At 57.9% G+C, this 26,338-nt stretch carries 32 protein-coding genes; 10 read left to right on the forward strand and 22 right to left on the reverse strand.

From position 1 onward, the window contains the following. The 16 genes from EXW71_RS29045 to EXW71_RS10015 form a co-directional block, all read right to left on the reverse strand. Entirely contained in the window at window positions 1-126 is a 126-nt protein-coding gene (locus tag EXW71_RS29045; protein WP_017844653.1) for a hypothetical protein, read from the reverse strand. After that, window positions 123-695 carry a phage tail assembly protein gene (locus tag EXW71_RS09950; protein WP_123714811.1) on the reverse strand — a complete coding sequence of 191 codons (573 nt, stop codon included), beginning with the start codon at window positions 693-695 and terminating at the stop codon, window positions 123-125. Before EXW71_RS09950 ends, EXW71_RS29045 begins: the two co-directional genes overlap by 4 nt. Window positions 696-873: 178 nt before the next feature. Beyond that, complete coding sequence (locus EXW71_RS09955; RefSeq protein WP_134658334.1) at window positions 874-1,380, reverse strand: phage major tail tube protein; 507 nt, start codon at window positions 1,378-1,380, stop codon at window positions 874-876. After that, window positions 1,380-2,546 (reverse strand): phage tail protein, encoded by a 1,167-nt coding sequence (locus EXW71_RS09960; protein WP_134658336.1) that lies wholly within the window; start codon window positions 2,544-2,546, stop codon window positions 1,380-1,382. Before EXW71_RS09960 ends, EXW71_RS09955 begins: the two co-directional genes overlap by 1 nt. Before the next feature lie 2 nt (window positions 2,547-2,548). Further along, window positions 2,549-2,722: a hypothetical protein gene (locus EXW71_RS28785; protein ID WP_167665842.1), complete on the reverse strand. Its 174-nt coding sequence runs from the start codon at window positions 2,720-2,722 to the stop codon at window positions 2,549-2,551. 90 nt (window positions 2,723-2,812) lie between these two features. Continuing rightward, window positions 2,813-3,073 carry a tail fiber assembly protein gene (locus EXW71_RS09965; protein ID WP_256658211.1) on the reverse strand — a complete coding sequence of 87 codons (261 nt, stop codon included), beginning with the start codon at window positions 3,071-3,073 and terminating at the stop codon, window positions 2,813-2,815. Continuing rightward, window positions 3,074-3,691: a hypothetical protein gene (locus EXW71_RS09970; RefSeq protein WP_134658338.1), complete on the reverse strand. Its 618-nt coding sequence runs from the start codon at window positions 3,689-3,691 to the stop codon at window positions 3,074-3,076. It lies immediately after the preceding gene. 24 nt (window positions 3,692-3,715) lie between these two features. Then, the gene (locus tag EXW71_RS09975) at window positions 3,716-4,246 is read right to left on the reverse strand and encodes a hypothetical protein (protein ID WP_134658340.1); all 531 of its coding nucleotides are present in this window, start codon (window positions 4,244-4,246) and stop codon (window positions 3,716-3,718) included. Continuing rightward, window positions 4,243-4,884 (reverse strand): phage tail protein I, encoded by a 642-nt coding sequence (locus tag EXW71_RS09980; protein ID WP_134658342.1) that lies wholly within the window; start codon window positions 4,882-4,884, stop codon window positions 4,243-4,245. The genes EXW71_RS09975 and EXW71_RS09980 overlap by 4 nt, the downstream gene beginning before the upstream one ends. Further along, window positions 4,881-5,876, reverse strand: a complete 996-nt coding sequence (locus tag EXW71_RS09985; RefSeq protein WP_134658344.1) for a baseplate J/gp47 family protein — start codon at window positions 5,874-5,876, stop codon at window positions 4,881-4,883. Before EXW71_RS09985 ends, EXW71_RS09980 begins: the two co-directional genes overlap by 4 nt. Continuing rightward, window positions 5,873-6,205, reverse strand: coding sequence for a hypothetical protein (locus tag EXW71_RS09990; protein ID WP_064450996.1), 333 nt, complete (start codon window positions 6,203-6,205; stop codon window positions 5,873-5,875). Before EXW71_RS09990 ends, EXW71_RS09985 begins: the two co-directional genes overlap by 4 nt. 12 nt (window positions 6,206-6,217) lie before the next feature. After that, window positions 6,218-6,826 (reverse strand): phage baseplate assembly protein V, encoded by a 609-nt coding sequence (locus EXW71_RS09995; RefSeq protein ID WP_134658346.1) that lies wholly within the window; start codon window positions 6,824-6,826, stop codon window positions 6,218-6,220. A gap of 3 nt (window positions 6,827-6,829) precedes the next feature. Beyond that, window positions 6,830-7,345, reverse strand: coding sequence for a hypothetical protein (locus EXW71_RS10000; RefSeq protein ID WP_134658348.1), 516 nt, complete (start codon window positions 7,343-7,345; stop codon window positions 6,830-6,832). Between the two features lie 22 nt (window positions 7,346-7,367). Next, window positions 7,368-7,706, reverse strand: a complete 339-nt coding sequence (locus tag EXW71_RS10005) for a phage holin family protein (protein ID WP_123714801.1) — start codon at window positions 7,704-7,706, stop codon at window positions 7,368-7,370. A 255-nt stretch (window positions 7,707-7,961) separates the two neighbouring features. After that, entirely contained in the window at window positions 7,962-8,195 is a 234-nt protein-coding gene (locus tag EXW71_RS10010) for a hypothetical protein (protein ID WP_134658349.1), read from the reverse strand. 118 nt (window positions 8,196-8,313) lie between these two features. Continuing rightward, window positions 8,314-9,048: an XRE family transcriptional regulator gene (locus tag EXW71_RS10015; RefSeq protein ID WP_123714800.1), complete on the reverse strand. Its 735-nt coding sequence runs from the start codon at window positions 9,046-9,048 to the stop codon at window positions 8,314-8,316. A 197-nt stretch (window positions 9,049-9,245) separates the two neighbouring features. Between EXW71_RS10015 and mutS the strand changes: the two genes are divergently transcribed. Beyond that, window positions 9,246-11,837, forward strand: coding sequence for a DNA mismatch repair protein MutS (mutS, locus tag EXW71_RS10020; RefSeq protein WP_134658351.1), 2,592 nt, complete (start codon window positions 9,246-9,248; stop codon window positions 11,835-11,837). A 142-nt stretch (window positions 11,838-11,979) separates the two neighbouring features. Next, window positions 11,980-12,303 (forward strand): ferredoxin FdxA, encoded by a 324-nt coding sequence (fdxA, locus tag EXW71_RS10025; protein ID WP_123714798.1) that lies wholly within the window; start codon window positions 11,980-11,982, stop codon window positions 12,301-12,303. Between the two features lie 491 nt (window positions 12,304-12,794). Here fdxA and apbC read toward each other — a convergent pair whose 3' ends face one another. Then, on the reverse strand, window positions 12,795-13,889 hold the full coding sequence (gene apbC, locus EXW71_RS10030; RefSeq protein WP_134658354.1) for an iron-sulfur cluster carrier protein ApbC: 1,095 nt from the start codon (window positions 13,887-13,889) through the stop codon (window positions 12,795-12,797). A gap of 171 nt (window positions 13,890-14,060) precedes the next feature. On the opposite strand from apbC, the gene metG reads away from it, so the two are divergent. The 4 genes from metG to EXW71_RS10050 all read left to right on the forward strand — a co-directional run bounded on the left by metG (window position 14,061) and on the right by EXW71_RS10050 (window position 18,465). Then, the gene (gene metG, locus EXW71_RS10035) at window positions 14,061-16,112 is read left to right on the forward strand and encodes a methionine--tRNA ligase (protein ID WP_134658356.1); all 2,052 of its coding nucleotides are present in this window, start codon (window positions 14,061-14,063) and stop codon (window positions 16,110-16,112) included. A gap of 167 nt (window positions 16,113-16,279) precedes the next feature. Continuing rightward, a complete protein-coding gene (rsxB, locus tag EXW71_RS10040) occupies window positions 16,280-17,434 on the forward strand; it encodes an electron transport complex subunit RsxB (RefSeq protein ID WP_134658358.1) in 1,155 nt (384 codons plus the stop codon). Between the two features lie 102 nt (window positions 17,435-17,536). Continuing rightward, a complete protein-coding gene (nth, locus tag EXW71_RS10045) occupies window positions 17,537-18,175 on the forward strand; it encodes an endonuclease III (RefSeq protein WP_123714794.1) in 639 nt (212 codons plus the stop codon). A gap of 107 nt (window positions 18,176-18,282) precedes the next feature. After that, on the forward strand, window positions 18,283-18,465 hold the full coding sequence (locus EXW71_RS10050) for a PA3496 family putative envelope integrity protein (protein WP_134658360.1): 183 nt from the start codon (window positions 18,283-18,285) through the stop codon (window positions 18,463-18,465). An 82-nt stretch (window positions 18,466-18,547) separates the two neighbouring features. On the opposite strand, the gene EXW71_RS10055 is transcribed toward EXW71_RS10050, so the two are convergent. The 3 genes from EXW71_RS10055 to EXW71_RS10065 form a co-directional block, all read right to left on the reverse strand. Next, window positions 18,548-19,180, reverse strand: a complete 633-nt coding sequence (locus EXW71_RS10055) for a response regulator transcription factor (RefSeq protein ID WP_060753953.1) — start codon at window positions 19,178-19,180, stop codon at window positions 18,548-18,550. A 624-nt stretch (window positions 19,181-19,804) separates the two neighbouring features. Beyond that, entirely contained in the window at window positions 19,805-21,022 is a 1,218-nt protein-coding gene (locus EXW71_RS10060; protein ID WP_123714792.1) for an argininosuccinate synthase, read from the reverse strand. Window positions 21,023-21,163: 141 nt separating this feature from the next. Next, window positions 21,164-22,072 (reverse strand): OmpA family protein, encoded by a 909-nt coding sequence (locus EXW71_RS10065; RefSeq protein ID WP_134658362.1) that lies wholly within the window; start codon window positions 22,070-22,072, stop codon window positions 21,164-21,166. 156 nt (window positions 22,073-22,228) lie between these two features. On the opposite strand from EXW71_RS10065, the gene pyrC reads away from it, so the two are divergent. Together pyrC and rnt are read left to right on the forward strand one after the other, a co-directional pair. Further along, a complete protein-coding gene (pyrC, locus tag EXW71_RS10070) occupies window positions 22,229-23,275 on the forward strand; it encodes a dihydroorotase (RefSeq protein WP_134658364.1) in 1,047 nt (348 codons plus the stop codon). Next, complete coding sequence (rnt, locus tag EXW71_RS10075) at window positions 23,272-23,943, forward strand: ribonuclease T (protein ID WP_060753949.1); 672 nt, start codon at window positions 23,272-23,274, stop codon at window positions 23,941-23,943. The genes pyrC and rnt overlap by 4 nt, the downstream gene beginning before the upstream one ends. A gap of 142 nt (window positions 23,944-24,085) precedes the next feature. Here rnt and EXW71_RS10080 read toward each other — a convergent pair whose 3' ends face one another. Further along, entirely contained in the window at window positions 24,086-24,688 is a 603-nt protein-coding gene (locus tag EXW71_RS10080) for a peroxiredoxin (protein ID WP_003172097.1), read from the reverse strand. Between the two features lie 244 nt (window positions 24,689-24,932). Here EXW71_RS10080 and EXW71_RS10085 point away from each other — a divergent pair, with 244 nt between their 5' ends. Together EXW71_RS10085 and bfr are read left to right on the forward strand one after the other, a co-directional pair. Next, window positions 24,933-25,151 carry a bacterioferritin-associated ferredoxin gene (locus EXW71_RS10085; RefSeq protein WP_123714789.1) on the forward strand — a complete coding sequence of 73 codons (219 nt, stop codon included), beginning with the start codon at window positions 24,933-24,935 and terminating at the stop codon, window positions 25,149-25,151. Between the two features lie 201 nt (window positions 25,152-25,352). After that, window positions 25,353-25,823 (forward strand): bacterioferritin, encoded by a 471-nt coding sequence (gene bfr, locus EXW71_RS10090; RefSeq protein ID WP_123714788.1) that lies wholly within the window; start codon window positions 25,353-25,355, stop codon window positions 25,821-25,823. 91 nt (window positions 25,824-25,914) lie between these two features. Here the strand turns inward: bfr and grxD are convergent, their stop codons facing one another. Beyond that, window positions 25,915-26,253 (reverse strand): Grx4 family monothiol glutaredoxin, encoded by a 339-nt coding sequence (gene grxD / locus EXW71_RS10095; protein WP_065906770.1) that lies wholly within the window; start codon window positions 26,251-26,253, stop codon window positions 25,915-25,917. Window positions 26,254-26,338 lie beyond the last annotated feature (85 nt).

Here is a 26,338-nt window from a genome sequence, read left to right on the forward strand (position 1 = left end):
TTACTCCTGTTTAACGCCAAGGCGGGTGATCGCGATGTCGTAGCGGCGCAATGCTTTGCCGGCGTCCCAGTCGAGGATCTCCGCCTCATTGACCGAGTAGATCAGCGGCACCACATCGAGGATCACTTCGATGTCGCGCTCCGAAAGAAGTCCGCCGGTTGATTTAAAAAATCGTCGATGCGCTCCTGCAGTTCCGTCCAGTCGGGCACGGTCAGGTTGGCAAGATCCGGGATCATCAGGCCGGTGCAGTGAGCCGTGATGAACTCGGCGCGCTCTTTGTTGGTGGCGAGTTTTTTCATCACTTTGGTGGCACGCAGCGCCGGCATTTCCAGGGGCAGCTCGGCCAGGGAGCGACCTGCGGCATCGAGCGGTAACAGCAGTTGGACGGGTTGGTCGTGGCTGGCTTTTTCGGGCGCTTTCAAGAAGAACGACGCAGGGAGCGTCGACATTTCGTGTACGTACTGCGCAATGCTTACGTAGTCCGGACGCTTGAGTTGATCCAGTTCTTTTTCCGACAGGCCGGTGGCGAGTTTCGCCAGTTCGAAGAACTGGTCGTCCTCATCATCACCGGCCCGGGCCAGCGCGTCTTTTTGCGCCGCGTAGAACAGTGGCTTGAGTTGAATCCGCTCGATCGTCGCGCCGGTGTCGGCAGTGATCGGCGAGAGCAGCAGGTGCAGCGGTGGCATCCAGGCCATGAGGCAATTCCTTGGTCAAACGGGGTTGAAAAACGCGTTGAAGATGAACGCGATCAACGTGGGAGCCGGCTTGCCTGCGATGGCATCGCCTCGGTACACCAGGTACACAGAGTCGCCCGCAACGCGGGCAAGCCCGGCTCCCACATTTGACCGCGCCCACTTCAGCTCACGGTTTCTCTTAAGGCATCAGCACGGCGCGGCGGGCGTCGCCGAGAATGTCTACGCCATTGAGCACGAACTTCTGGGTGCGCACGTCGATGTCGATCACCGGAATGCCGTTTTCCAGGCGGTTGTAGGTGCGGCAGGACAGTTCCAGGGTGGTCAGTGCCTTGTCGCCCATTTTCAACTTCGCCTCAGCCAGGGATTTGAGCTTGCCGCCGACAGTGTGGTAGGTGAAGTAGGTCTTGCCGTCCTGGTCCTGGCCGGCTTCACGCACGTTCAGCAGGATGTCGTCACCCAGGCGCACGCCCAGGGCCAACATGATTTCCGGGCCGGCGCCTTGCAGCACCAGCGTAGCGTTGAGCACCTTGCCGCTCTTGGCCATTTCTTCGGCGATGAAACGCCCGCCGGACATGGGCTCCATTTCGAACTCGATCTTCGGTGGGGTGAACTCTTCCACGGTCGCGGACAACGGCAGGCCTTGAAGGGTGGCCGCAATGGCCTGTCTTACACGGTTGGTAAACATTAGAGAACGTCCTCCAGGAACTGCTCGATGATTTCATCGCGGGCGTTGAGTTGATAAATCATGTGTTCGTTCGGCGCATAGCGGCCGTAGTCGATGACGATGAACCAGGTACCGTTCTTGTACTTCTCGACACTGTTGAGTTCCGGGTGCAGGTACACGCTGCCGCCAGGGATGGTTTCGTCGGCGACCAAGGTTTGCAGCCAGTCGTTGATGCGCTTGACCTCCTGGTCCATGAAGGACTTGGTGAGGTTCTTGGCCATGGCTTTCTGGCCGGCCTCGACCAACTTGCGGCTGATGGCATCTTCCAGGCCGACGTAGCTGATGAACTTGCCGGTGATGGAACGGTTACCCAGCAGCGAGAAACCACCGAGGATGGTGCGAGCGTAGTAACTCACGCCGTAACGGTTGAGCAGGTCGCCTTCAGTGGAAGTGTCGAGGATGTTGTACTCGACCACGCGGGAAACGTCCTCGGCGAATGTCACCTGGTTACCTGGGCTTTCCCATTGCTTGACCTTGGCCAATGCGGCGATGGCCAGAGAGGATGGCGACAGGAACACGTTCTTCTTCGCGGCCTTGGAGTACACCGACGGCATGTTGTGTACCAGCAGGCAACGGTCGAAACCGAGGTCGGCACCGCCTAGTTCGCCGCTGTAGGTCACTTGATCGGCGACGGACGCGTCCTTGCCATCCAGTACTACGCGGGCCTTGATGCGTTTGCCGAAGGCAGCGAACTCACCGGCCACGGCCTTGGTGCCGGTAAAGCCAGGCGCACCGATGATAGTCAGGTCTTCCGGCACGCTGCTCAGGGCCGCCAGGCCCAGCTTACGACCGGTGACGGGGTCATTGCCGCCGATCACATTGTTGACGGTGTCGGCCGGGGTTGCGCCCTCTTCCACGATCACCACATAGACCGGCACCTTCACCACTTTGAGGATCTGGTACACCGCGTGAAACAACGTGCCCGACTCAGTACCGGTAGGGTCCAGCAGCGCCTGAGTGGTAAAGCTGTTGATGCGGAACGGGGCATTTTTCGGGATCGACGCATGGGCGTTCGGCGCGGTGCCGACCAGACCGATGACGTTGTCGCCCAGGCCACCCATGGCCTCGGGGGATTCGGTGGCATTCACGGTGATGCCGTTATGCTCGAAGTTCAAAACCTCAGCCATGATTAGTCAGCCTTCTTGGGGGTGGAGTTGAGGACGCTGGTCAGTTCCAGTCGGCCGGCGGTGCGCAGGGCGGATGCTTCGACGTCCAGCAGTTCCAGCTCCTCGCCGGCGGTGGACCAATGGCCACCTCCGGTGGGGAATGGGATAAGGACGGTGTAGGTTTGGCGGTTTTGCATAGGTTGAATTCTCCGGGGTCAGAAACGCCAAAGCCCCTGCGGGGAGGGGCTTTGGGTTGGCGAAAAAAAACCGCTTTCGCGGTGCAATGATTATTTGAGGAAATCTGGCTTTTCTGGCCACACAACCGTGAACGGGTCTCCTACATCTTGCGGGACATCCCTCAACAATTTGCGGTATGCAGCAGCCTGAGCACGCTGGGCATCACTCAAGGGGCTATCCTGGACTTGGGTATGATCGGTTTCACGCAATAATCGATCTCGACGAACGCGAATGGAAGACCACTCCAAGAATTCCAAACCTTCTTTGCTTGGAATGAGCGATGGAACAACATCGATAAAAATTTCTGTCATTTAGAAAACTACCGTTGGCGAGAGAGAGAGTTGAGAACTAATTTCTCCGAGTTTAATCGGCCGGTAACGACCAATTTGCATCGTATCAATTCGTAGAGAGGTCACATAGACATTGGGTATCTTGATTCGGCAAACAGCGTTACCAGCGCTATCAGCATATATAGCTGGATCAAATTTACCAAAGCACGACTGGTTAATGACAGCACGTTGCGGGGAATACACATAGCCCGCAAATGTTTCGTCCAACACCAAGGAACTTCCGTAACTATATCCGCGAATGTTCAGCCAAAACATCTGATCATCTTTATTGATAGAAAATGGGAGTTTGAAATGAGCATATACATTCATAGATGATCCCAGATCCGTAGCCACCATTCCGCCAGTCGCGCCGACGTCGTAAGGTGCACCAGTCCCCCAGATCAACCCTTGAAAGACGCTCATCAGCAATGTTCCAGGTGCTCCAGCTTCACCTACAACATCTTTCAGAGCACGAAACTGATCGAACTCTGCTCGCGCCTGATCCATTCGTGCATCGATGGCACCGATTTTTCCATTTACAGCGCTGGTCAGGTTATTTGAAGCCTGAACCAAATTTGCAATCTGCGTTTCCGTACTCAAAATAATTCTCCTTGGACTCTATATTTACTTCTGTTCAAGTTTCATAACACGAAATAACACACTGACATGACGAGCCATATTATCGATATTGGCAGTTGCCACAGATGCCAACTCTTCGGCCATGAGAATATTCAAACTCTCAGCACCCACCACGATCGTCACGCTATCCGCCGGCAACGGCGATACATCCAACGTAAACTTCTGCAGCACCCGCGCCGCCGCCGCTTTATACGTCAGCAACTTACCCGCAACGGAATACACCGCCAGCAACGTCCCACTGGCGAGGTAAAAACCGAACTCGCCAATTTCATATTCAGCCTCGCCATCGAACAGCGCAGCCATCCTGAGTTGGTGATCGCCGAGGTCTTCGTAGTCCACAATGGCGACCCGCTGACGTTCGTCACGCAAGGCCACTTCCGTGCCGTCCGGGTTGTAACGGCCGGTACCGGCGCCGATGTGGGTGATTTCGCCTTTCAGGCCCTGGTTCTTTGCCTGCAGCACTTCATCCAAACCTTTGGAGGTGAAGCGCACCAGGCGCGTAATGTCATCTGTCATGGCTGCGCCCTGAGGTCGTAGTCGTTAATGGTGTAGTGCTGGGCAACCCCGGCACTGTTAAGTCGAGCAACCAGCGCCAATTCCGGCAATGCCCCATCCAAATAAAGCTCGCCGTCGCTTAATGGGGCATGGAGTACCTGTGTGAACGCGAGCTGGCCTTCGGTCTCATGAACCACCGTGATCGTCGCCTGGTCACGCTCGCTCTGCGCCGCATTGATGCGACGGATCAGCCGGTTATGGTCGCCACTGGACCAACTGCGCCCGATGATCGCCTGGACATCGAAGGTGTAAGGCGCACCCAGCGGACGCTGTTGATACCAGGCGCTGATGTTGGGGGTGAACCCCAATGACTCCACCGCGTAGCTCAAGGCCTTGGGCGTACCCGCCTGGCGCTGGATCTGCCAGGACAGGGCCACCGTGAGGCGCTTTTCGGTTTCGCTGGCGTCGGCATCCCATTCGCTGACGCCACGGTCGGCAGCCAGGTAGGGCAGGAATTCGGTAGGGGTTTGCAGCGGGGTCATCAACGCCGGAAACGGCGGCATGACCCGGTCGAGCAACGTCCCGAACCCCAGGTCCAAGGCTTTTTCCAGCGGTGAGCTGTTGGCCGGCAACAGGCTCGCTTTGGGTTCCTCACTCATAGCGTACGCACCTCAACCTCGACGCCCGTGCAATACGGAGCCTGGAACGCGGTGCAGATAATCGGCTGCAACGGTTCGAGGATTTGCAGTTGCGCCGCCCCTGCGCTGTGGATGGCGTAGTCGATCCAGCTGGGGTCCACCCGCCCCTCCAGGCGATGGCAGGAGTCTGCATAGGTTTGCAGCAGTTTCTGGGCGGCGACTTGAGTGAGCCCGGAGTCAGGTCCGGCGTTGATCCTGGCCACCACACGAATCTTGTAGGGCTGAATCTGTGCGCCCTGGACGGTGACCAGATCGGTCTCCGGTCTCACATCAGGCCGTGCGAAATGGCGCCGCACACCGTCAAGCAAATCGGCGGATGGCGTGCCGTCGCCTTCTCGTGAAAGCACAGTGACCATCACTTCACCCGGCGCAGTCCGTCGACCGTTGCCATCCTTGACCTGGGCGGCATAGCCGTCCGGGTCGAAGGTGTAGCTGACGGTCACGACGCCCGGCGTTGCACTTTGCACTTTCACCGCAGGGCGTTCACCCAGGGTGAAGACCTCGCGGCGATACTGCATGCGTGAGCCTGCCGCCGGCGCATGGGGTGCCAGGTAGTAGCGCAGTCGGGCGTCGTCGTCGCTCTCCAAGGTCGGCGGCACCGGTGGGAAAGCGGCCGGGTCGCCGGGGTCGAGTACTTGTCGTTCCAGGCCCATGTCGGCCAGGCGCGCATCCAGGTTACTGCCGGTGGCCCACCACGCCAGCATCTGCTTGATGCGGGCGTTATATTTGCGTTCGTGGGTCTGCAGGCGCACACAAAAAGCTTCCAGGGCCAGGGTCAACAGTTCGCTTTCGTTGTCGAGGCTGACCTTGAGTTTCGCCGCGCTTTGCGGCGCTCGGGTGGCGACGTAGTCGACGACAAACGCCTTGAATTCGGCCAGCAGCGGTTCGAATTCATCCACCGCAATAATGGCCGGCTCCGCCAGTTGGTTCTGGCCAGGGATCAGCATGCTCATGTCACGACCTCGAAGGTTTGTTGGCGGTTTTTCCAGGTACCAGCGAAACGCAGCAGCAGGCCGGCACCCTGGCGTGTGGCGACGATGACCTGGGGTTGAAAGTCGCCAATGCCGTTCTGGGTGTTGTAGAACGCCTGGGCAGCATGGCTCTGGGCGAGGATCAGCAAGTCATCGCCGAGGTTCTGACCCAGCAGTTGCGGGATCATCGAACCGTACAGCGGGCGCTTCTGGCGAGTGCCTACGGGAGTGGTCAGCGCTCGGGTGGCGCGCTGCACAAATTGCAGCCAGTCATCGACGGCTGCCCCGGTGTTTCGATCGATGCCGATCATGGGATGTCCTTATCACGGGCTGATGACTCGACCTTGGTGGTCCACCACCGGGCCGCTGAAGTGCGCGCCGCCGGCATCCAGCACCAGGCGAGTGCCGCCGATTTGCAGGATGATGCCTTGGGCGTTGAGGGTCAGGCTGGCGACACCGACCTTGACGTCGACTTGCTCGCGGGAACCGCTGAACGCAGTGGGACCGTTGACCCAGTTGAAGGTGTGGCTGGCGTCGTCGTAATCGCTTTGGGTGCCGTCTTGATGCCGACGCCGGGTCAAACTCGCAATGCTGGAAACCGACGGGAAGCGATCACTGTTCAAACCGAACAAGGCCACGGACTGCCCCCCACCTTCCCCGCCGCCATAGTTGAACAGCAGGCATTGTTCGCCCACGGAGGGGATGCGGGTTTCAGTCTGCGCACCGGCGCTGGGGTTGAAAAAGCGTATGGCCGGGGTGAGCAACTCACCGTGGCTGACCTTGCAGGTATTACTGGCAGCGTCGACCTCCTGGCACACGCCGATGCGACAGAAACTTTCGGCGCGACGATAAAGGTCTTCGAGCTGGGCTTCCATTTCCGCCAGGCGCTCGACAATCGGCCCCAGTTGCATGCGTAACAGCGCGTCGAACATGGGCTACTCCGACAAGGGTTTGTATTGAGCGGGGTCGTCGATGTTCGAGACGTCCCAGGTGCAGGCAAACAGCGGTTGGCCTGTGGGATCGTTGAGCAACACAGGCCCGATATAGAGTGTTTGGGTGAAAGACACAGTCCAGGTGTCGTAGTCCGTCCCTGCGGTAGCCCGGGGCGTGGGAGCGGCGACGATGTTCGTCGGCAGATCACACTGTAATTGGGGCAGGTTCCACCGGTTATCCAGCACCAGATCCATGAGCCGGCTGGCCAGGTCGCAGGCATCAAATGGCAATGCACCTGGCGCGACCATGGCCTTGAGCGAAATCACCAAGGCGTGAGCCTTGCGTCCTTCGCGGGAGCGGATGCCCGGGCCGTTGCCCTCGACCGTAATCATCACACCGGTTTCGCCACCTGTGCCCTGGAAGTCCTGATGACTGCCAACCCTCAGGTCAGGGAAGGCAACGTGCAGCGCCTCACCGATGGCTTGGGGCAGTTGAGAGGGTTTTTCGATAAGCGTCATTTAAGTTGCGTCCTTGCAGCGGTTACTGCGGATCCTGGCGGGACCCTTCATTGATCCCGATGCGCTTGGCTGCCCACCGCTCATAAAGGCCGATGGCAACGTCGGCACCGGCCATGGCGGTCAAGCAACCAATGGCACCGGCGGTCCAGATTGACATGCCGGCCGCATAGCACAGCATCAGGGCCGAGACCCCGCAGACCATGCAGGCTCCAGAGCGCAGGGCCAACCGGCGGACCAGTGACCACCCACGGGCACCCTCCTTGTCAGCGCGCCACATTTCGCCGGATACACCGCCAATCACTGCCAATACGATGACCAGCCAGATGGGCATTTCCGCTAACGCTTGTTGTTCATTTGTCATGTCACGCCTCCTGGCTGAGCACTAGATAGTCCGTTTTTCATTTACACATGCTTCGTTAGGTAGGCATTCCAAAAAGCCCGGTCGCCCGGGCTTTTCAGTAATGATTTCCTCGAACTTTCGGCGCTACTGGCGCGGTACGGTTCTTTCCTCAATGTTTTTCCGACCACGATCCCTGTCTGCCGGATAACTGCTTCTGGTGCTTTACGCTGCACACCCGGGTCAGTTGCCAACCCTCTGAACCGTTATTAGGCCGGTTCATCGCTGCCTGTTTTGTGCTTCATGTTCCTGAAGCAGGTTGAAACTAAAGAGCGCGGCATCCTTGCCGGTGTTGCCTGGCATCCCTGCCATCACTTCGATGGCGTCCTTGCCGATGTTGCGTGCCTTCCTTGTCTTCCTTGGCGGCATCCTTGCCGCCTCCACCAGACCTTGTTGGCTGGCTTGAGATGAAGAATATGCATGTATGCATATACAGTCAATGCGTAAATGCATTTATTTTTGCCGATCAAATGCACAAATGCATTCCAGGCCTTGCAGGCAAAGGGTTTGGCGATTTTCTGTGGGCGAAAAAAAGCCCGCACAGTGGCGGGCTTTGTCTTACGTAAGAGGGTTAACGGGCGTACATGCCCCACCAGAACACATGACCGAGGATGCTGATCTGCTCATCCTGGATATCCTGGAAGCTGTAGTCCTCGTCCGGATGCTCATCTCGGTTGAAACTGCGCAGGCGAATCCCGGAAGGCAGGCGATAGAGCTGCTTCACCCGCAGCTGGCCGTTGTGATTGATGGCATACAGATCGCCATCGACTATATCGCCGATGCCGCTCTTGCCCGCATTCACCCCCACCGTGGCGCCGTCGCGCAGCACCGGCAGCATGCTGTTGCCACGCACCGTCACACACTTGGCCTGGTCGAACTGCACACCGTTATGCCGCAGGCTGCGCTTACCGAAACGCAGGCTGGCCTTCTCGCTTTCCTCGATGACGAATCTTCCTGATCCAGCAGCCAATTCAACCTCGCGCAGAAAGGGGATCGACACCTCGTCATCATTAACGGGCGTGTCGTCGTCCCACAGGCTTATGTCCTTGAGTTCCGAATGCATCGGGTCGCGCCCCTCCTCCCGCGCAATGCCCACCGCTACGCGTCCGCGCAGTTGGTCGGTGCTCACGCGAAAATACTCGGCAATACGGGAGATGTGCTTGTCCGACGGATCAACGATCTTGCCGCTGAGAATCCGGGACAATGTGGATTGAGGCACGCCGGTACGCCGGTGAAGCTCCGTAGGGGAGATCCGGTCGCGGTCCAGCAGCTCTCTTAAGACGATAGAAACGTTGCGTTTTTGCATAGCGCGGATATTGACGGGAGTTTTAAGGGTTGGCAAATGCTAATTTGCATATTTTATGCATTAGCCATGCCTTTTACCTGCCCACTTATGACCTGCGAAGCTCCAACTTCGCGTGTTAACCTTGCGACCATTGCAAAATCAGCCGGGCCAGTGCCCCACCTTTGCCCCACTCCTTCAACGAATTTGCCAACTATCTGATGAGTAAAAACACTTCCGATCTGTCCTCCCACACCCCGATGATGCAACAGTACTGGCGCTTGAAAAACCAGCACCCGGATCAGTTGATGTTCTATCGCATGGGCGACTTCTACGAGATCTTCTATGAAGACGCGAAGAAGGCCGCCAAGTTGCTGGACATCACCCTGACAGCGCGTGGGCAGTCGGCGGGGCAGTCGATTCCGATGTGTGGGATTCCTTACCATTCGTTGGAAGGCTATCTGGTCAAGCTGGTCAAGCTGGGCGAGTCGGTGGTGATCTGTGAGCAGATCGGCGATCCGGCCACCAGCAAAGGGCCAGTTGAGCGCCAGGTGGTACGGATTATCACGCCGGGGACGGTGAGTGATGAGGCGTTGCTCGATGAACGACGCGACAACCTGATTGCCGCGGTGTTGGGCGATGAGCGCTTGTTCGGCCTTTCCGTATTGGATATCACCAGCGGCAACTTCAGCGTTCAGGAAATCAAGGGCTGGGAGAACCTGCTGGCGGAACTGGAACGTATCAATCCGGTGGAGTTGTTGATCCCGGACGACTGGCCGAAGGATTTGCCTGCCGAAAAGCGCCGTGGGACAAAACGTCGTGCACCGTGGGATTTCGAGCGCGATTCGGCGCTGAAAAGCCTGTGCCAGCAGTTTTCGGTGCAAGACCTTAAAGGCTTCGGCTGCGAGACCTTGACCCTGGCCATCGGTGCCGCCGGTTGCTTGCTCAGCTATGCCAAGGAAACCCAGCGCACCGCCCTGCCACATTTGCGTAGCCTGCGCCATGAGCGCCTGGACGACACCGTGGTGCTCGATGGCGCCAGCCGTCGCAACCTGGAGCTTGATACCAACCTGGCCGGCGGGCGCGACAATACTCTGCAATCGGTTGTGGACCGTTGCCAGACCGCGATGGGCAGCCGCTTGCTGACTCGCTGGTTGAACCGTCCGCTGCGGGACCTGAGCGTACTGCAAGCACGCCAGTCTTCGATTACTTGCCTGCTGGACGGCTATCGCTTTGAAAAGCTGCAGCCGCAGCTGAAGGAAATCGGCGATATCGAGCGCATCCTGGCGCGGATCGGCCTGCGCAACGCGCGGCCCCGTGACCTCGCGCGCCTGCGCGATGCCCTCGGCGCGCTGCCGCAACTGCAAGTGGCGATGACCGAATTGGACACGCCGCACCTGCAACAGCTTGCGGTCACCGCGGGCACGTACCCGGACCTTGCGGCCCTGCTGGAAAAAGCCATTATCGACAACCCGCCGGCGATTATCCGCGACGGCGGCGTGCTGAAAACCGGCTACGACAGCGAACTGGACGAGTTGCAGTCCCTGAGCGAAAACGCCGGGCAGTTCCTGATTGATCTGGAAGCCCGCGAAAAAGCCCGCACTGGCCTGGCCAACCTGAAGGTCGGTTACAACCGCGTGCACGGCTACTTTATCGAGTTGCCGAGCAAGCAGGCCGAGTCGGCGCCGATCGATTATCAGCGTCGCCAGACCCTCAAGGGCGCCGAGCGCTTCATCACACCAGAGCTTAAAGAGTTCGAAGACAAGGCACTGTCGGCCAAAAGCCGCGCCCTGGCTCGGGAAAAGATGCTCTATGAAGCCTTGCTCGAAGACCTGATCAGCCAACTGGCACCGTTGCAAGACACCGCAGCCGCCCTCGCGGAGCTGGATGTGCTGAGCAACCTGGCCGAACGCGCACTGAATCTCGACCTGAACTGCCCGCGATTCGTCAGCGAGCCGTGCATGCGCATCGTACAGGGCCGCCATCCTGTGGTTGAGCAGGTACTGACCACACCGTTCGTGGCGAACGACCTGTCGCTGGACGACGATACCCGCATGCTGGTGATCACCGGTCCGAACATGGGCGGTAAATCCACCTACATGCGCCAGACCGCATTGATCGTATTGCTGGCTCACATCGGCAGCTTTGTTCCAGCAGCGAGTTGCGAGCTGTCGCTGGTCGACCGCATTTTCACGCGGATCGGTTCCAGCGATGACCTGGCCGGTGGCCGTTCGACCTTTATGGTGGAAATGAGCGAAACCGCCAACATTCTGCACAACGCCACCGAGCGCAGCCTGGTGCTGATGGACGAAGTGGGCCGTGGCACCAGCACCTTCGACGGCCTATCCCTGGCGTGGGCGGCGGCTGAGCGGCTGGCACACCTGCGTGCCTATACGCTGTTCGCCACCCACTATTTCGAACTGACCGTGTTACCGGAAAGCGAACCGCTGGTCGCCAACGTGCACCTCAACGCCACCGAGCACAACGAGCGCATCGTGTTCCTGCACCACGTGCTGCCAGGCCCGGCCAGCCAGAGCTATGGTCTGGCTGTGGCACAGTTGGCCGGCGTGCCGAACGATGTGATCACCCGCGCCCGTGAACACCTCAGTCGCCTGGAAACCACGGCCCTGCCCCACGAAACCGTGGTCGTAAGCACCGCCAAGGCCACCAGCAAGCCCAACACACCTCATCAGAGCGACATGTTCGCCAGCCTGCCCCATCCGGTGTTGGATGAGTTGGCTAAACTTGACGTGGACGACTTGACGCCGCGAAAAGCGCTCGAAATGTTATATGCACTGAAGACTCGGATATAACGCAGACGCTTGCAAGCTGGTAGACTCTCGCGCGGTTTGGGATGCTGCAGGCTTTTAGCCTGGCCTGCAGACTATCGCTCCCGAACCTCGCGAGCCCTGCCACAAAGGGTTTCGCTGCCGCCGCCTGAGGAGAAAATTAGAAATGACCTTCGTCGTCACCGACAACTGCATCAAGTGCAAGTACACCGACTGCGTAGAAGTGTGTCCGGTGGACTGCTTTTACGAAGGCCCGAACTTCCTGGTCATCCACCCGGATGAGTGCATCGACTGCGCCCTGTGTGAACCAGAATGCCCGGCCGTCGCCATCTTCTCCGAGGATGAAGTACCGGCAGAGATGCAGGAATTTATTCAGTTGAACGTCGAGCTGGCGGAAATCTGGCCGAACATCACCGAACGCAAAGATCCGATGCCGGATGCCGCGGAGTGGGATGGCAAAAAAGGCAAGATCGCAGACCTCATACGCTGATAGCGTCGTCGTCCCAAAAGGCCCCTTGCGGGCCTTTTTGCGTTTGCGGATGGCGAATTCTTTTCTACGGGCAAAAAAAAGGGGCGGTTTGACCCGCCCACATTTTTTCCCTAGTCCCTGTATTCCTTTTCATCATCCTGATGAATCGCATCCTGCGACATTCCTTAAAACCATCGTTCCTTGATGGCTGTGTCAATCCGTGGACACAGGGCTGATGTTAGAGAGTTCCAATAGAAGTTCAACGGGATGCGACTAACAGCCCCGCAAACATCCACACCCGAAATACGATAAATAATTCTTATATTTCAACTGGTTAGAAAAGTCTCTCGTCAATTAGAGACGCCCCTGCCCGGCAAAAAAACCAAATACTTACGAAAACGTAAGCGAATGCTTACACGTACAATTGCGTAAAAGGGCAAACACGCTCTATTGACGGTACTGCGGACAAGAAAAAGCCCCGACAAGTCGAGGCTTCTTTCCCTTCAACACGCTCAGTCGTCGCTGACGGTAATCGTCGGCATTGCTGGCGCGTCGGCTTCCTGCAGGACAATCCGCGCGCCCACATGGCGAGCCAGTTCCTGATAGATCATCGCGATCTGGCTGTCCGGCTCAGCTATCACGGTAGGCCTGCCACCATCGGCCTGCTCACGAATCACCATAGACAGGGGCAACGAGGCCAGCAGTTCGACGCCATACTGAGTCGCCAGCTTCTCGCCACCACCTACACCAAACAGGTGCTCGGCATGCCCACAGTTGGAGCAGATGTGCACCGCCATGTTTTCCACGACGCCGAGTACCGGGATGTTGACCTTGCGGAACATCTCCACACCCTTCTTTGCGTCGAGCAGCGCCAGGTCCTGGGGGGTGGTCACGATCACCGAGCCGGCTACCGGGACTTTCTGCGCCAGGGTCAGCTGGATATCTCCGGTGCCGGGCGGCATGTCGATCACCAGGTAGTCCAGGTCGCCCCAGGCGGTCTGGGTAACCAATTGCAGCAGCGCACCGGACACCATCGGCCCGCGCCAGACCATCGGCGTATTGTCATCGGTGAGAAAGGCCATGGACATCACTTCCACGCCCAGGGACTCGATAGGCACAAACCACTTCTGGTCCTTCACTTTCGGTCGCGTACCTTCGGCAATACCGAACATCACGCCCTGGCTGGGGCCATAGATATCCGCATCGAGAATACCGACGCGGGCGCCTTCCCGGGCGAGGGCCAGAGCGAGGTTGGCCGCCGTGGTGGATTTACCCACGCCACCCTTGCCGGACGCCACCGCCACCACGTTCTTGACGTTGGCCAGCCCCGGGATTTGCGCCTGGGCTTTGTGGGAGGCAATCACACACTGAATATCGACCTTGGCGGAACGTACGCCGTCGAGGCCCTCGATGGCCATTTGCAGCATCTGCGCCCAGCCACTTTTGAACAGGCCGGCGGCATAGCCCAACTCCAGCTGGACCGATACGTGGTCGCCCTGGACCTCAATGGCACGCACACAACCGGCACTGACCGGGTCCTGGTTCAAATAGGGGTCGGTGTACTGGCGAAGAACGGCTTCCACCGCTGCGCGATTGACGGCGCTCATGGGCTACTCCCGAAAAAGACTGACTGAAACAGGCGGCTATCCTAACCGTTCCCGCCGCCCAACGGCATGCTTTCGAACGCCAGGATGATTTTGAAACAACGCCACGGGGTGAAATATATTTCCCGGCGCTTTATAGTGGCCGACCTCCGTTTCATCAAGTAGCCGAGCCCCATGTCCGAGCCACGCAAGATCCTCGTCACCAGCGCCCTGCCCTATGCCAATGGTTCCATCCATCTTGGCCATATGCTTGAGTACATCCAGACCGATATGTGGGTGCGCTTCCAGAAGCATCGCGGCAATCAATGCATCTATGTCTGCGCGGACGACGCCCACGGTTCGGCCATCATGTTGCGCGCCGAAAAGGAAGGGATCACTCCAGAGCAACTGATCGACAATGTGCAGGCTGAACACAGCGCCGACTTTGCCGAGTTCCTGGTGGATTTCGACAACTTCCACTCGACCCACTCCGAAGAAAACCGCGAGCTGTCGAGCCAGATCTACTTGCGCCTCAAGGAGGCCGGGCACATCGACCAGCGTTCGGTCACCCAGTATTTCGACCCGGAAAAGAAAATGTTCCTGGCCGACCGCTTCATCAAGGGCACCTGCCCGAAATGCGGCTCCGAAGACCAGTACGGCGACAACTGTGAGAAATGCGGTGCCACCTACGCACCCACCGACCTGAAAGATCCGAAGTCGGCTATTTCCGGCGCCACCCCGGTGCTCAAGGACTCCCAGCACTTCTTCTTCAAGCTCCCGGACTTCCAGCAGATGCTGCAAGCCTGGACCCGCAGCGGCACCCTGCAGGACGCCGTGGCCAACAAACTGTCCGAATGGCTCGACAGCGGCCTGCAACAGTGGGACATCTCCCGCGATGCGCCGTACTTTGGCTTCGAGATCCCGGGCGAGCCCGGCAAGTATTTCTATGTATGGCTGGACGCGCCGATCGGCTACATGGCCAGCTTCAAGAACCTGTGCGACCGCACTCCGGCGCTGGACTTCGACGCGTTCTGGGGCAAGGACTCCACAGCCGAGCTGTACCATTTCATCGGCAAGGATATCGTCAACTTCCACGCCCTGTTCTGGCCGGCGATGCTTGAAGGTTCGGGCTACCGCAAGCCAACCGGTATCGCAGTACACGGCTACCTGACGGTCAACGGCCAGAAGATGTCCAAGTCCCGTGGCACCTTTATCAAGGCGCGAACGTACCTGGACCACCTGTCGCCGGAATACCTGCGTTACTACTACGCCTCCAAGCTGGGCCGTGGCGTCGACGATCTGGACCTGAACCTGGAAGACTTCGTGCAGAAGGTCAACTCGGACCTGGTCGGTAAAGTGGTCAACATTGCCAGCCGTTGTGCCGGTTTTATCCACAAGGGCAACGCCGGTGTACTGGTAGCCGATAACGCCGCGCCGGAACTGACCGATGCCTTCCGGGCTGCCGCGCCAAGCATCGCCGACGCCTATGAAGCCCGCGACTTCGCCCGCGCCATGCGCGAAATCATGGGCCTGGCCGACCGCGCCAACGCCTGGATTGCCGACAAGGCACCGTGGTCGCTGAACAAGCAGGAAGGCAAGCAGGCTGAAGTCCAGGCGATCTGCGCCACGGGCGTCAACCTGTTCCGTCAGTTGGTGATCTTCCTCAAGCCGGTGCTGCCACTGCTGGCGGCCGACGCAGAAGCGTTCCTGAACGTTGCGCCGCTGACCTGGAACGATCACTCCACCCTGCTCAGTAACCACCAATTGAATGAGTTCAAGCCGCTGATGACCCGCATCGACCCGGCCAAAGTCCAGGCCATGACCGACGCATCTAAAGAAGACCTGACTGCCAGCCAGACCGACACCGGCGAGTCCGCTGCGACCGGCAACGGCGAGTTGGCCAAGGACCCGATTTCCCCGGAAATCGAGTTTGACGCTTTTGCGGCCGTGGACCTGCGTGTTGCGCTGATCGTCAAGGCCGAAGCTGTAGAGGGTGCCGACAAGCTGCTGCGCCTGACCCTGGACATCGGTGACGAGCGACGCAATGTGTTCTCCGGGATCAAGAGCGCTTATCCGGACCCGTCCAAACTCGACGGGCGCCTGACCATGATGATCGCCAACCTCAAGCCACGGAAGATGAAGTTCGGCGTTTCCGAAGGCATGGTGATGGCGGCAGGCCCTGGCGGCGAAGAAATCTACCTGCTCAGCCCGGACAGCGGTGCGAAGCCGGGCCAGCGCATCAAGTAACCTGCCAGCGCCTGTAGTGCGCGGGCTTGCCCGCGCAGGGGCGCGCAACGGTCTTGGCCCCGTTTCTGTCTGAAGGGCACGCGGCGACTTCAGGGTCGCCTCGGGCTTCGACACGGGGCAAGCCCGCTCGCTCCAGCAAGCCCTGTTTGTTTAACCGGCATGCAATCATGAACCTGATTCAACGTATCGACGCGCTGTTGCCGCAGACCCAATGCGGCAAGTGTGGGCATCCGGGCTGCAAGCCTTACGCCGAGGGCATCGCCCTTGGCGAGGCGATCAACAAATGCCCTCCCGGCGGGCAGGAAACCATCGCAGGCCTGGCGCAATTGCTACAAGTACCGGTCCTGGAGCTGGATACCAGTCGAGGCGAAGCCCCGGCCCAAGTCGCCTATATCCGAGAAGCCGAATGCATCGGTTGCACCAAGTGCATCCAGGCCTGCCCAGTGGACGCGATCGTCGGCGCCGCCAAATTGATGCACACCGTCATCATTGATGAGTGCACAGGTTGCGACCTTTGTGTCGCGCCCTGCCCTGTCGATTGTATTGAGATGCGCCCAGCAGCCTCTGTGCTGCCGATTGTGGGCGGCCTGGCGGCTAATGACCACCAGCGTCATGAACGCGGCCTGAAGCGTGATCGCGCACGGCGACGCTTTGAGCAACGCAATGCACGTCTGCAACGGGAAGAAGCCTGCAAGCTCGCCGAACGCCTGGCGCGTTCCAAGCGCTTGTCGCCGGTCACCCCCATGCCGACCGATTCTGCCCAGGATGCAGCGGTCAAAAAAGCCAAGATCACGGTCGCCATGAGCCGCGCTCAGCTGCACAAATCCTTGAAAGCCTTTGGTCACCCACCGACCTTCGAGCAACAGTCGCAACTGATCGTGTTGCAACAGCAGTTCGAAGCGGCGGAACAGGCCCTGGCAGCCCTGGAAGTTACCAGCCCGACAGCGCCGCCGACTCAAAAAGACCCGGCGCTCAAACGCGCAAAGATCCAACTGGCCATGCGCCGCGCCGAACTGAAAAAAGCTCAGGACCTGAACGCTGACCAACAGCAACTGGCAGCGTTGAACGCAGCGCTGGTCAGTGCCGAGCAAGCCCTGCACGACGCCGAAAATGACAGTGAACAACCCAGGCCCGAATTGCAGCGCGTGGAAAAACGCCCCATCGACGCCCAACTGCGCCAGTTGAAAACTGCCTTGGCTTACGCACGGGCCGAGCTCAGCAAGCTGCAACGTCAATCCGGCTGCAGCGTAATTGAACTGGACGCCGCACAGCGCAAACTGGACGAAGCTCAGCGCCAGGTGGACGCTCATACCGGCGCTTGAGCCGCGACAGACGCTGCCGGGTTGCTGGCGATGGTTTATCCTGCAAAGCCCGGCCCTACTTTTGAACACTACGTTGACTGCCTGCAAGGAAACGCCTGCCCCATGAATGCTGCGAAACGCTTGGAAATTTTCCGCAGGTTTCACGAAGACAATCCCGAGCCCAAAACCGAGCTGGCCTACTCTTCGCCGTTCGAGTTGCTGATAGCGGTGATCCTGTCGGCGCAATCCACGGACGTTGGGGTCAACAAGGCCACGGCCAAACTGTATCCGGTTGCCAATACGCCGGAAGCCATCTACGCACTGGGTGTGGATGGACTGTCGGAATACATCAAGACGATCGGCCTGTACAACAGCAAGGCCAAGAACGTCATTGAGACCTGCCGCATGCTCATTGAGCTGCATGGCAGTGAAGTGCCACAAACCCGAGAAGCACTGGAAGCACTCCCCGGTGTAGGCCGAAAAACCGCTAACGTGGTACTCAATACTGCGTTCCGGCAACTGACCATGGCGGTGGACACGCATATTTTCCGCGTCAGCAACCGCACCGGCATTGCTCGCGGCAAGAACGTGGTGGAGGTTGAAAAGCAATTGATGAAGTTCGTGCCCAAACCGTATTTGCTCGATTCCCACCACTGGCTGATCCTGCATGGGCGGTACGTCTGCCAGGCCCGCAAACCTCGCTGCGGGAGCTGCCGCATTGAAGACCTGTGTGAATACAAGGACAAGACGTCTGACGATTGAGTGCTCATTAGCTTTTCCGATCAACCGATTGAAAAAATCTTTTTTACCCGTTCACGGATTATCGTTATAAGGAGCGCCAACGGCAGTCTTAGCCTGGAGTTAACCTTATGAGCACTGGCAAAGAACAACTGGATGTAGAAGACGACCTTATTGTGGAGTCGGATGACGATGGGGACGCCCCTGTTGTAGAGGTCGCCAAGACCAATTTGAGCAAACGCCGCACTATCGACAATCTTCTGGAAGAGCGACGCTTGCAAAAACAGCTGGCCGATTACGACTTCGATTTCTGATCGACTCGTTAACGACCGGAAGCCTCCCTGACGGAGGCTTTTTGCCGGTTGTGCGGGTATTCTGGCGGTGGAATGCCTTACCTCATACCAGCCCGTTACGTTGGGCCAGCTCAATCAGGTCAACGAGGGAGCGGGCATTGAGTTTGAGTAACAAGCGGGTCTTATAGGTACTGACCGTCTTGTTGCTAAGGAACATACCGTCTGCAATCTCCTTGTTGGTTTTGCCCCGCGCAAGTTGCTGCAGCACCATCATTTCTCGCCCCGACAAGCGCTCGACCATGTCAGCCTCACTGGCGTTGCCCATGGTGGAGCGTACCGAGTTGAGTGCCTGGTTCGGAAAATAGCTGTAACCGGAAAGCACTGCCTTGATGGCACTCAACAACTCGGTCAGGTCCTGCTGCTTGCACACATACCCGGCCGCCCCCGCCTGCATGCAACGCATGGAAAAATGCCCCGGGGCCTGGGATGTCAGTACCAGCACCTTGAACGGTGCAGGTTGTTTGGTTGAAGCCAGCCGACAAATAACTTCCAGGCCATCGAGCTTGGGAATTCCGATATCCAGTATGACAATGTCCGGCGTGTGTTCCCGCGCAAGTTGCAACGCATCGACACCGTTATCAGTCTCGGCAACGACCTCATAACCATGACGCTCCATCAGCATGCGCACAGCAAGACGAATGACGGGATGATCATCCACGATCAGCACTTTATTCATGAGAAAGTCCAATTTCGCTGTTCGAATTATTTAGAGCACGCACAATAGCCTAGTCGTTTCATAGTTGGCATAGCATTCCCCCCCGAGCAACAGCAAGCAGAGACCCAACCCACAACGATATAAGAATTAACCTACAAAAAACCGCCAACTTGGATGTGTCCAGTTTTATAAAACCTTTCAGACCTTTCCGGGCTTGTACATATTTTGAGTGAAATCTCCAGCGGCTACAGGGCCTGTGGTAAACGTGACGCACATATCTTTCAGCAAATGCCCCTTGCCTCTTGCCCACACAAGGTAAAGCCGGCATAAAAAATTCGGCTGCTTTAGTTCCGCTTAACATATTTTCTTACACCCAAAATTCCTACAGACGTTTCAGCATCTAATGGCTTCGCTGTACTTTTGTGAGTGAATCTTCTGTAAGGCTAGTTCCTACCCAGGTGTAAAAAATTCATTCTCCCTACAAAATCCAATCGTCATTTAACCAAAAAATTTCAACACATATTGCCTGCTACAAAACTATCAACAGGTGTTTAATAACTTTAAACATTTCACTCCCATTCAAATACTCAGGCAAAAAAAATGCCCCCTTGAACAAGGGGCCATTTTTCACATCGGGCGAATCACTCAGAACAACGAGCGACCTTTGTTGGCCGCAATACGCATGCGCAGTGCATTCAACTTGATAAAGCCTGCTGCGTCCGCCTGATTGTAGGCGCCGCCGTCTTCTTCGAAGGTGGCGATGTTCGCGTCGAACAGCGATTCATCGGACTTGCGACCAGTGACGATCACATTGCCCTTGTACAGCTTCAGGCGCACGACGCCATTTACGTGGGCCTGGCTGGCGTCGATCATCTGTTGCAGCATCAGACGCTCAGGGCTCCACCAGTAGCCGGTGTAGATCAGGCTGGCGTACTTGGGCATCAGCTCATCTTTGAGGTGTGCCACTTCACGATCCAGCGTGATGGACTCGATGGCGCGGTGAGCGCGCAGCATGATGGTGCCGCCTGGGGTTTCGTAGCAACCACGGGACTTCATGCCCACGTAGCGGTTCTCAACGATATCGAGTCGGCCAATACCATGTTCGCCGCCGATACGGTTCAGGGTCGCCAGCACGGTGGCCGGGGTCATTTCGACGCCGTCCAGCGCGACGATGTCGCCGTTGCGGTAGGTCAGTTCCAGGTACTGCGGCTTGTCGGGTGCGTTCTCCGGGGAGACGGTCCAACGCCACATGTCTTCTTCGTGCTCGGTCCAGGTGTCTTCCAACACGCCGCCTTCGTAGGAGATGTGCAGCAGGTTGGCGTCCATCGAGTACGGGGATTTCTTCTTGCCGTGACGCTCGATCGGGATTGCATGCTTTTCAGCGTAATCCATCAGCTTTTCACGGGACAGCAGGTCCCATTCGCGCCAAGGAGCAATCACTTTTACGCCTGGCTTGAGCGCATAAGCACCCAGTTCGAAGCGGACCTGGTCGTTGCCTTTGCCGGTGGCGCCATGGGAAATGGCGTCGGCGCCGGTTTCATTGGCGATCTCAATCAGGCGCTTGGCGATCAGCGGACGTGCGATGGAAGTACCCAGCAGGTACTCGCCTTCGTAGACGGTGTTGGCGCGAAACATCGGGAATACGAAATCGCGGACGAATTCTTCGCGCAGGTCGTCAATGTAGATCTCTTTCACGCCCATGGCTTGCGCCTTGGCACGTGCAGGTTCGACCTCTTCGCCCTGACCCAGGTCAGCGGTGAAGGTCACCACTTCACAGTTATAAGTATCCTGCAGCCACTTGAGGATCACCGAAGTGTCCAGGCCGCCGGAATACGCGAGAACGACCTTGTTTACGTCGGCCATGCCATCACTCCACGGGGTTGTACGGAAAGGCGTCGATTCTACCGACCAAAACCGCGAATTTACAGAGGCGCGACAGCAAATGAAGATAAAGCGACAGATTATGTCGAACGGGCGACCGATGGTCGCACCTTATGAAGCGCCCTATGAAATATGCGCGGGGTTGCTCGGGCCTGTGGCTGAAGGCGCTGGTTTCTCGGGGGCTGCTACCCGTTCAAGTTGGATGTTGACGCGACGGTTGCGCGCTCGATTGGCCGCATTGGTGTTGGGAGCCAACGGGTAGCTTTCGCCATAGAAACGCATGGTGATTTGCGACTCTGGAATACCATTGGCCTTCAAGTAGTCCATCACGGCCAGCGCACGACGCCGCGAGACATCACGGTTGGCCAGACGATTGCCGCTGTTATCGGAATGACCGTTCAACTCGACATGGTTGACCGTGGGGTCGGCTTTCATGAATGCGATGATCACCGACAGCTTTTTCTTGGCGGCGGCATCCAGTTCGATGCCGCCGCCCGGAAACCCGACCTCGGTCTGTTTGACCTGATCGTAATTCATCGGCAGCAGCTTGGTGGTGCACACCTGATAATCGTTGTAGGCCTTGTTGAACTTCACCGGCAGCAGGCGTATCTCCGAATAGCCACCCTCACGCGCGTAATGCCGCACGGTTGGACTACGCCCCTCCAGCAAACCATTGAACAGGCGACTGGCTTGGGCTTGGGAGCTGTTGAACAGCACATCGCCACTGCCCACACGCACGGCACCGAGATTGATATCACCCCGGCCGGGTTGCCAAGGGGCGGCGGCGGCCAACAAGGTGGCCGAACCTGCGCCGAGCGAGCCGTTGTAGGCTTTCAGACGAAACGTCGCCTGCTCGCCGGCGCGGCGCACGAACTCTCCGGAACCGAAATCGGTGATCGGTTGCGCCAGACGGCACTCGAACTGATCGCCCTCCACCTTCCACTCAATATTCTCCAGGCGCGTCTGGAACGTGAGGGCCATCACAGGCAGGCTGGCGAACACACTGAGCAGGGCTAGATAATGCTGGCGCACGGGAGGCTCCACTGGTTTCTACAACACTTCAAAGCGTCATACATCGTTAAGGCATACCCGGGGATATCGGTCGCATCCTGCAAAACTTGATAGCGAGTGCCTGCAAGTGTCTTTTCCGGTAGCATTCCCACCAGATTGACCCGCCTGGAATCCCCAATGTCCGACCGCCTGACCCTGCTGCGTCCCGACGACTGGCATATTCATCTTCGCGATGGTGCTGCGTTAACCCAAACTGTGGCCGATGTTGCGCGCACGTTCGGCCGCGCCATCATCATGCCTAACCTGGTACCGCCGGTCCGTAATGCCGCCGAAGCCGACGCCTATCGCCAGCGTATCCTCGCTGCACGGCCGGCCGGCAGCCGCTTCGAACCGCTGATGGTGCTCTACCTGACCGACCGCACCCAACCTGACGAAATTCGCCAGGCCAAAGCCAGCGGTTTCGTGCATGCCGCCAAGTTGTACCCGGCGGGCGCGACCACCAACTCAGATTCCGGCGTAACCAGTATCGACAAGATCCTGCCAGCCATCGAAGCCATGGCCGAAGTCGGCATGCCGTTGCTGATCCACGGTGAAGTCACCCGTGGTGATGTCGACGTATTCGATCGTGAAAAGATCTTCATCGACGAGCATATGCGCCGTGTGGTCGAGCTGTTCCCCACCCTCAAGGTGGTGTTCGAGCACATCACCACAGCCGATGCCGTGCAGTTCGTCACCGAGGCCTCGGCCAACGTCGGCGCGACGATCACCGCACATCACCTGCTCTACAACCGCAACCACATGCTGGTGGGCGGGATTCGGCCGCACTTCTATTGCCTGCCGATCCTCAAGCGCAACACCCATCAGGTGGCCTTGCTGGACGCGGCAACCAGCGGCAACCCGAAGTTTTTCCTCGGCACCGACTCCGCCCCCCACGCCCAGCACGCCAAGGAAGCCGCATGCGGCTGCGCCGGTTGCTACACCGCGTATGCGGCGATCGAGTTGTACGCCGAAGCGTTCGAACAGCGTAACGCCCTGGACAAACTCGAAGGTTTCGCCAGCCTCAACGGCCCACGTTTCTACGGCCTGCCGGCGAATACCGACCGCATTACCCTGGTCCGCGAAGACTGGACCGCCCCTGCCAGCCTGCCGTTCGGCGAGCTGACCGTCATCCCGCTGCGCGCCGGTGAGACACTGCGCTGGCGCCTGCTGGAGGAAAGCAAGTGAGTGAAGATCATTTCGACGACGAACACGAGCACAGTGGTGGCGGCTCCCGTCACCCGATGGCCGAGCGGTTTCGCGGTTATCTGCCGGTTGTCATCGACGTAGAGACCGGTGGTTTCAATTGCGCCACCGACGCGCTGCTGGAAATCGCCGCTACTACCATCGGCATGGATGAACAGGGCTTCGTGTACCCGGAACACACCCACTTCTTTCGTGTCGAGCCATTCGAAGGCGCCAACATCGAGGCGGCGGCCCTGGAGTTCACCGGGATCAAGCTGGACCACCCCCTGCGCATGGCCGTGAGTGAAGAGGCGGCACTGACCGATATCTTCCGTGGCGTGCGTAAGGCACTGAAGGCCAATGGCTGCAAACGTGCGATCCTGGTGGGACACAACAGCAGCTTCGACCTGGGGTTCCTGAACGCGGCCGTGGCTCGGCTGGACATGAAACGCAATCCGTTCCATCCGTTCTCCAGCTTCGACACGGCCACCCTCGCCGGCCTGGCTTATGGCCAGACGGTATTGGCCAAGGCGTGCCAGGCAGCGGGTATCGACTTCGACGGTCGCGAGGCCCACTCGGCACGCTACGACACCGAGAAGACCGCCGAGCTGTTCTGCGGCATCGTAAACCGCTGGAAAGACATGGGCGGCTGGGAAGACTTCAACGACTGAAAGGGCTCTGCGGTGAGCGGGCTTGCCCTGACTTTTTCGTAGGACGGCATTTACGCTTATTGCCCCGCTCACTACAGGGGCATCGCCCAGGCATAAAAAAACCGGCCTTCTCAGGCCGGTTTTTTTGTACCGCGATTCTGGCTTACAGCTTGCCAGCGTTCTCGGTCAGGTAAGCCGCAACGCCTTCTGGCGAAGCGTTCATGCCCTTGTCGCCTTTTTTCCAGTTGGCAGGGCAAACTTCGCCGTGCTCTTCGTGGAATTGCAAAGCGTCGACCAGACGGATCAGTTCTTCCATGTTACGGCCCAGCGGCAGGTCGTTGATGATCTGCGAGCGCACAACGCCCTTGTCGTCGATCAGGAACGCGCCACGGAATGCCACGCCGCCTTCGGACTCGACGTCGTAGGCTTTGGCGATGTCGTGCTTCATGTCGGCAGCCATGGTGTATTTGACTTTGCCGATACCGCCATCATTGATGGCAGTGTTGCGCCAAGCGTTGTGGGTGAAATGAGAGTCGATGGAAACGGCTACCACTTCAACGTTGCGCGCCTTGAAATCGTCCATGCGATGGTCCAGAGCGATCAGCTCCGAAGGGCAAACGAAGGTGAAGTCCAGCGGGTAGAAGAACACCAGGCCGTATTTGCCTTTGATGGCTTCAGACAGTTTGAAGCTGTCTACGATTTCGCCATTGCCGAGGACGGCAGGTACGTCGAAATCCGGGGCTTGTTTACCGACGAGTACGCTCATTGGGTATCTCCTGATGCAGGGGTGACGATTGAAGTAAAAGGACCGGCCCTTGAGTTTGCCGCATTCCGGCGACAACCCTGTGACGCAGTCACGCTTCGTAAAGACCGACCATCATACACTGAAAAAACCGTTCGTCAGTGCGGGCGCAGTGCCAGCAACTACCCTACGAATCCACTTTGACAATCATTCTCGTTAACATTAAGATCCACCGCACTTAAGTCTTAAACCTGCGACGGTTCTCCTTATGTATGTCTGCCTCTGCACTGGCGTCACCGACGGACAAATCCGCGAAGCAATCTACGAAGGTTGCTGCAGCTACAAGGAAGTGCGTGAAACCACCGGTGTTGCCAGCCAGTGCGGAAAATGTGCTTGCCTGGCCAAACAAGTGGTACGGGAAACCCTGACACAGTTGCAGACCGCACAGACAGCGCTCCCCTATTCTGCAGAATTTACACACGCTTAAATCAGCGTGTTTTGAAGAACCGGACTTGGTGTCCGGTTTTTTTATGCCTGCAATTCAACTAGTTAGCGTCAAAACGCGGAACACAAACATTCTTATTCCTATTAATTTTCATTTATTATTCAATAACTTAGGTTTGACACCCAGTATTTCGCCGCTCAAACTCCGCCCTATACACAGCAATTACAGGGCAGGACCCCAGTCATGAAAGGCGACATTTCAGTCATCCAGCAACTCAACAAAATCCTTGCCAATGAACTGGTCGCGATCAATCAGTACTTTCTGCATGCGCGCATGTATGACGATTGGGGCCTGGAAAAGCTGGGCAAGCGTGAATACAAAGAATCCATCAAGGCCATGAAGGACGCGGACGCCCTGATCAAGCGCATCCTGTTCCTGGAAGGCCTGCCGAACGTGCAGGACCTGGGCAAGCTGAATATCGGCGAACACTCCCAGGAAATGATCAGCAGCGACCTGAAGTTCGAACACAAGAGCCACAGCGACCTCAAGGCCGCCATTGCGCATTGCGAAAGCCAGGGCGACTTCGGCAGCCGTGAACTGCTGGAAGATATCCTGGAAGATCAGGAAGAGCATATCGACTGGCTGGAAACCCAACTGGGCCTGATCGACAAAGTCAGCCTGGAAAACTACCTGCAATCGCAGATGGGTGAATAACCCCGAAACGCAGGTACAAAAAAGCCCCGCTCTCTTGGAGAAGCGGGGCTTTTTATTGCGGGGCTTTTTTACAAAAGCACCTTAACAAGCATCAAGCGTCAGTCTTGGCAGCGGCGTTTGCCGCGGCTTCCTTGATCAGCGCTTGCAGCGAGCCATCAGCCGCCATCTCAACGATGATGTCGCTACCGCCGACCAGTTCACCGGCTACCCACAGTTGTGGGAAGGTAGGCCAGTTGGCGTATTTCGGCAGGTTGGCGCGGATTTCAGGGTTTTGCAGGATATCCACGTAAGCGAATTTCTCGCCACACGCCATGATGGCCTGGGAAGCTTTCGCGGAGAAACCGCACTGAGGAGCGTTTGGCGCGCCCTTCATGTAAAGCAGAATGGTGTTGTTGGCAATCTGCTCTTTGATCGTTTCGATGATATCCATGGAACACCTCTGCAGGAACTTCGCGACTCACAGGTCGGCACGGTGACGCATTGTAACGCAAAATTCCCGCGCGGTGCTCAGGCAG

Source organism: Pseudomonas sp. BCA17 (assembly GCF_004519405.1).
Lineage (GTDB): Bacteria > Pseudomonadota > Gammaproteobacteria > Pseudomonadales > Pseudomonadaceae > Aquipseudomonas.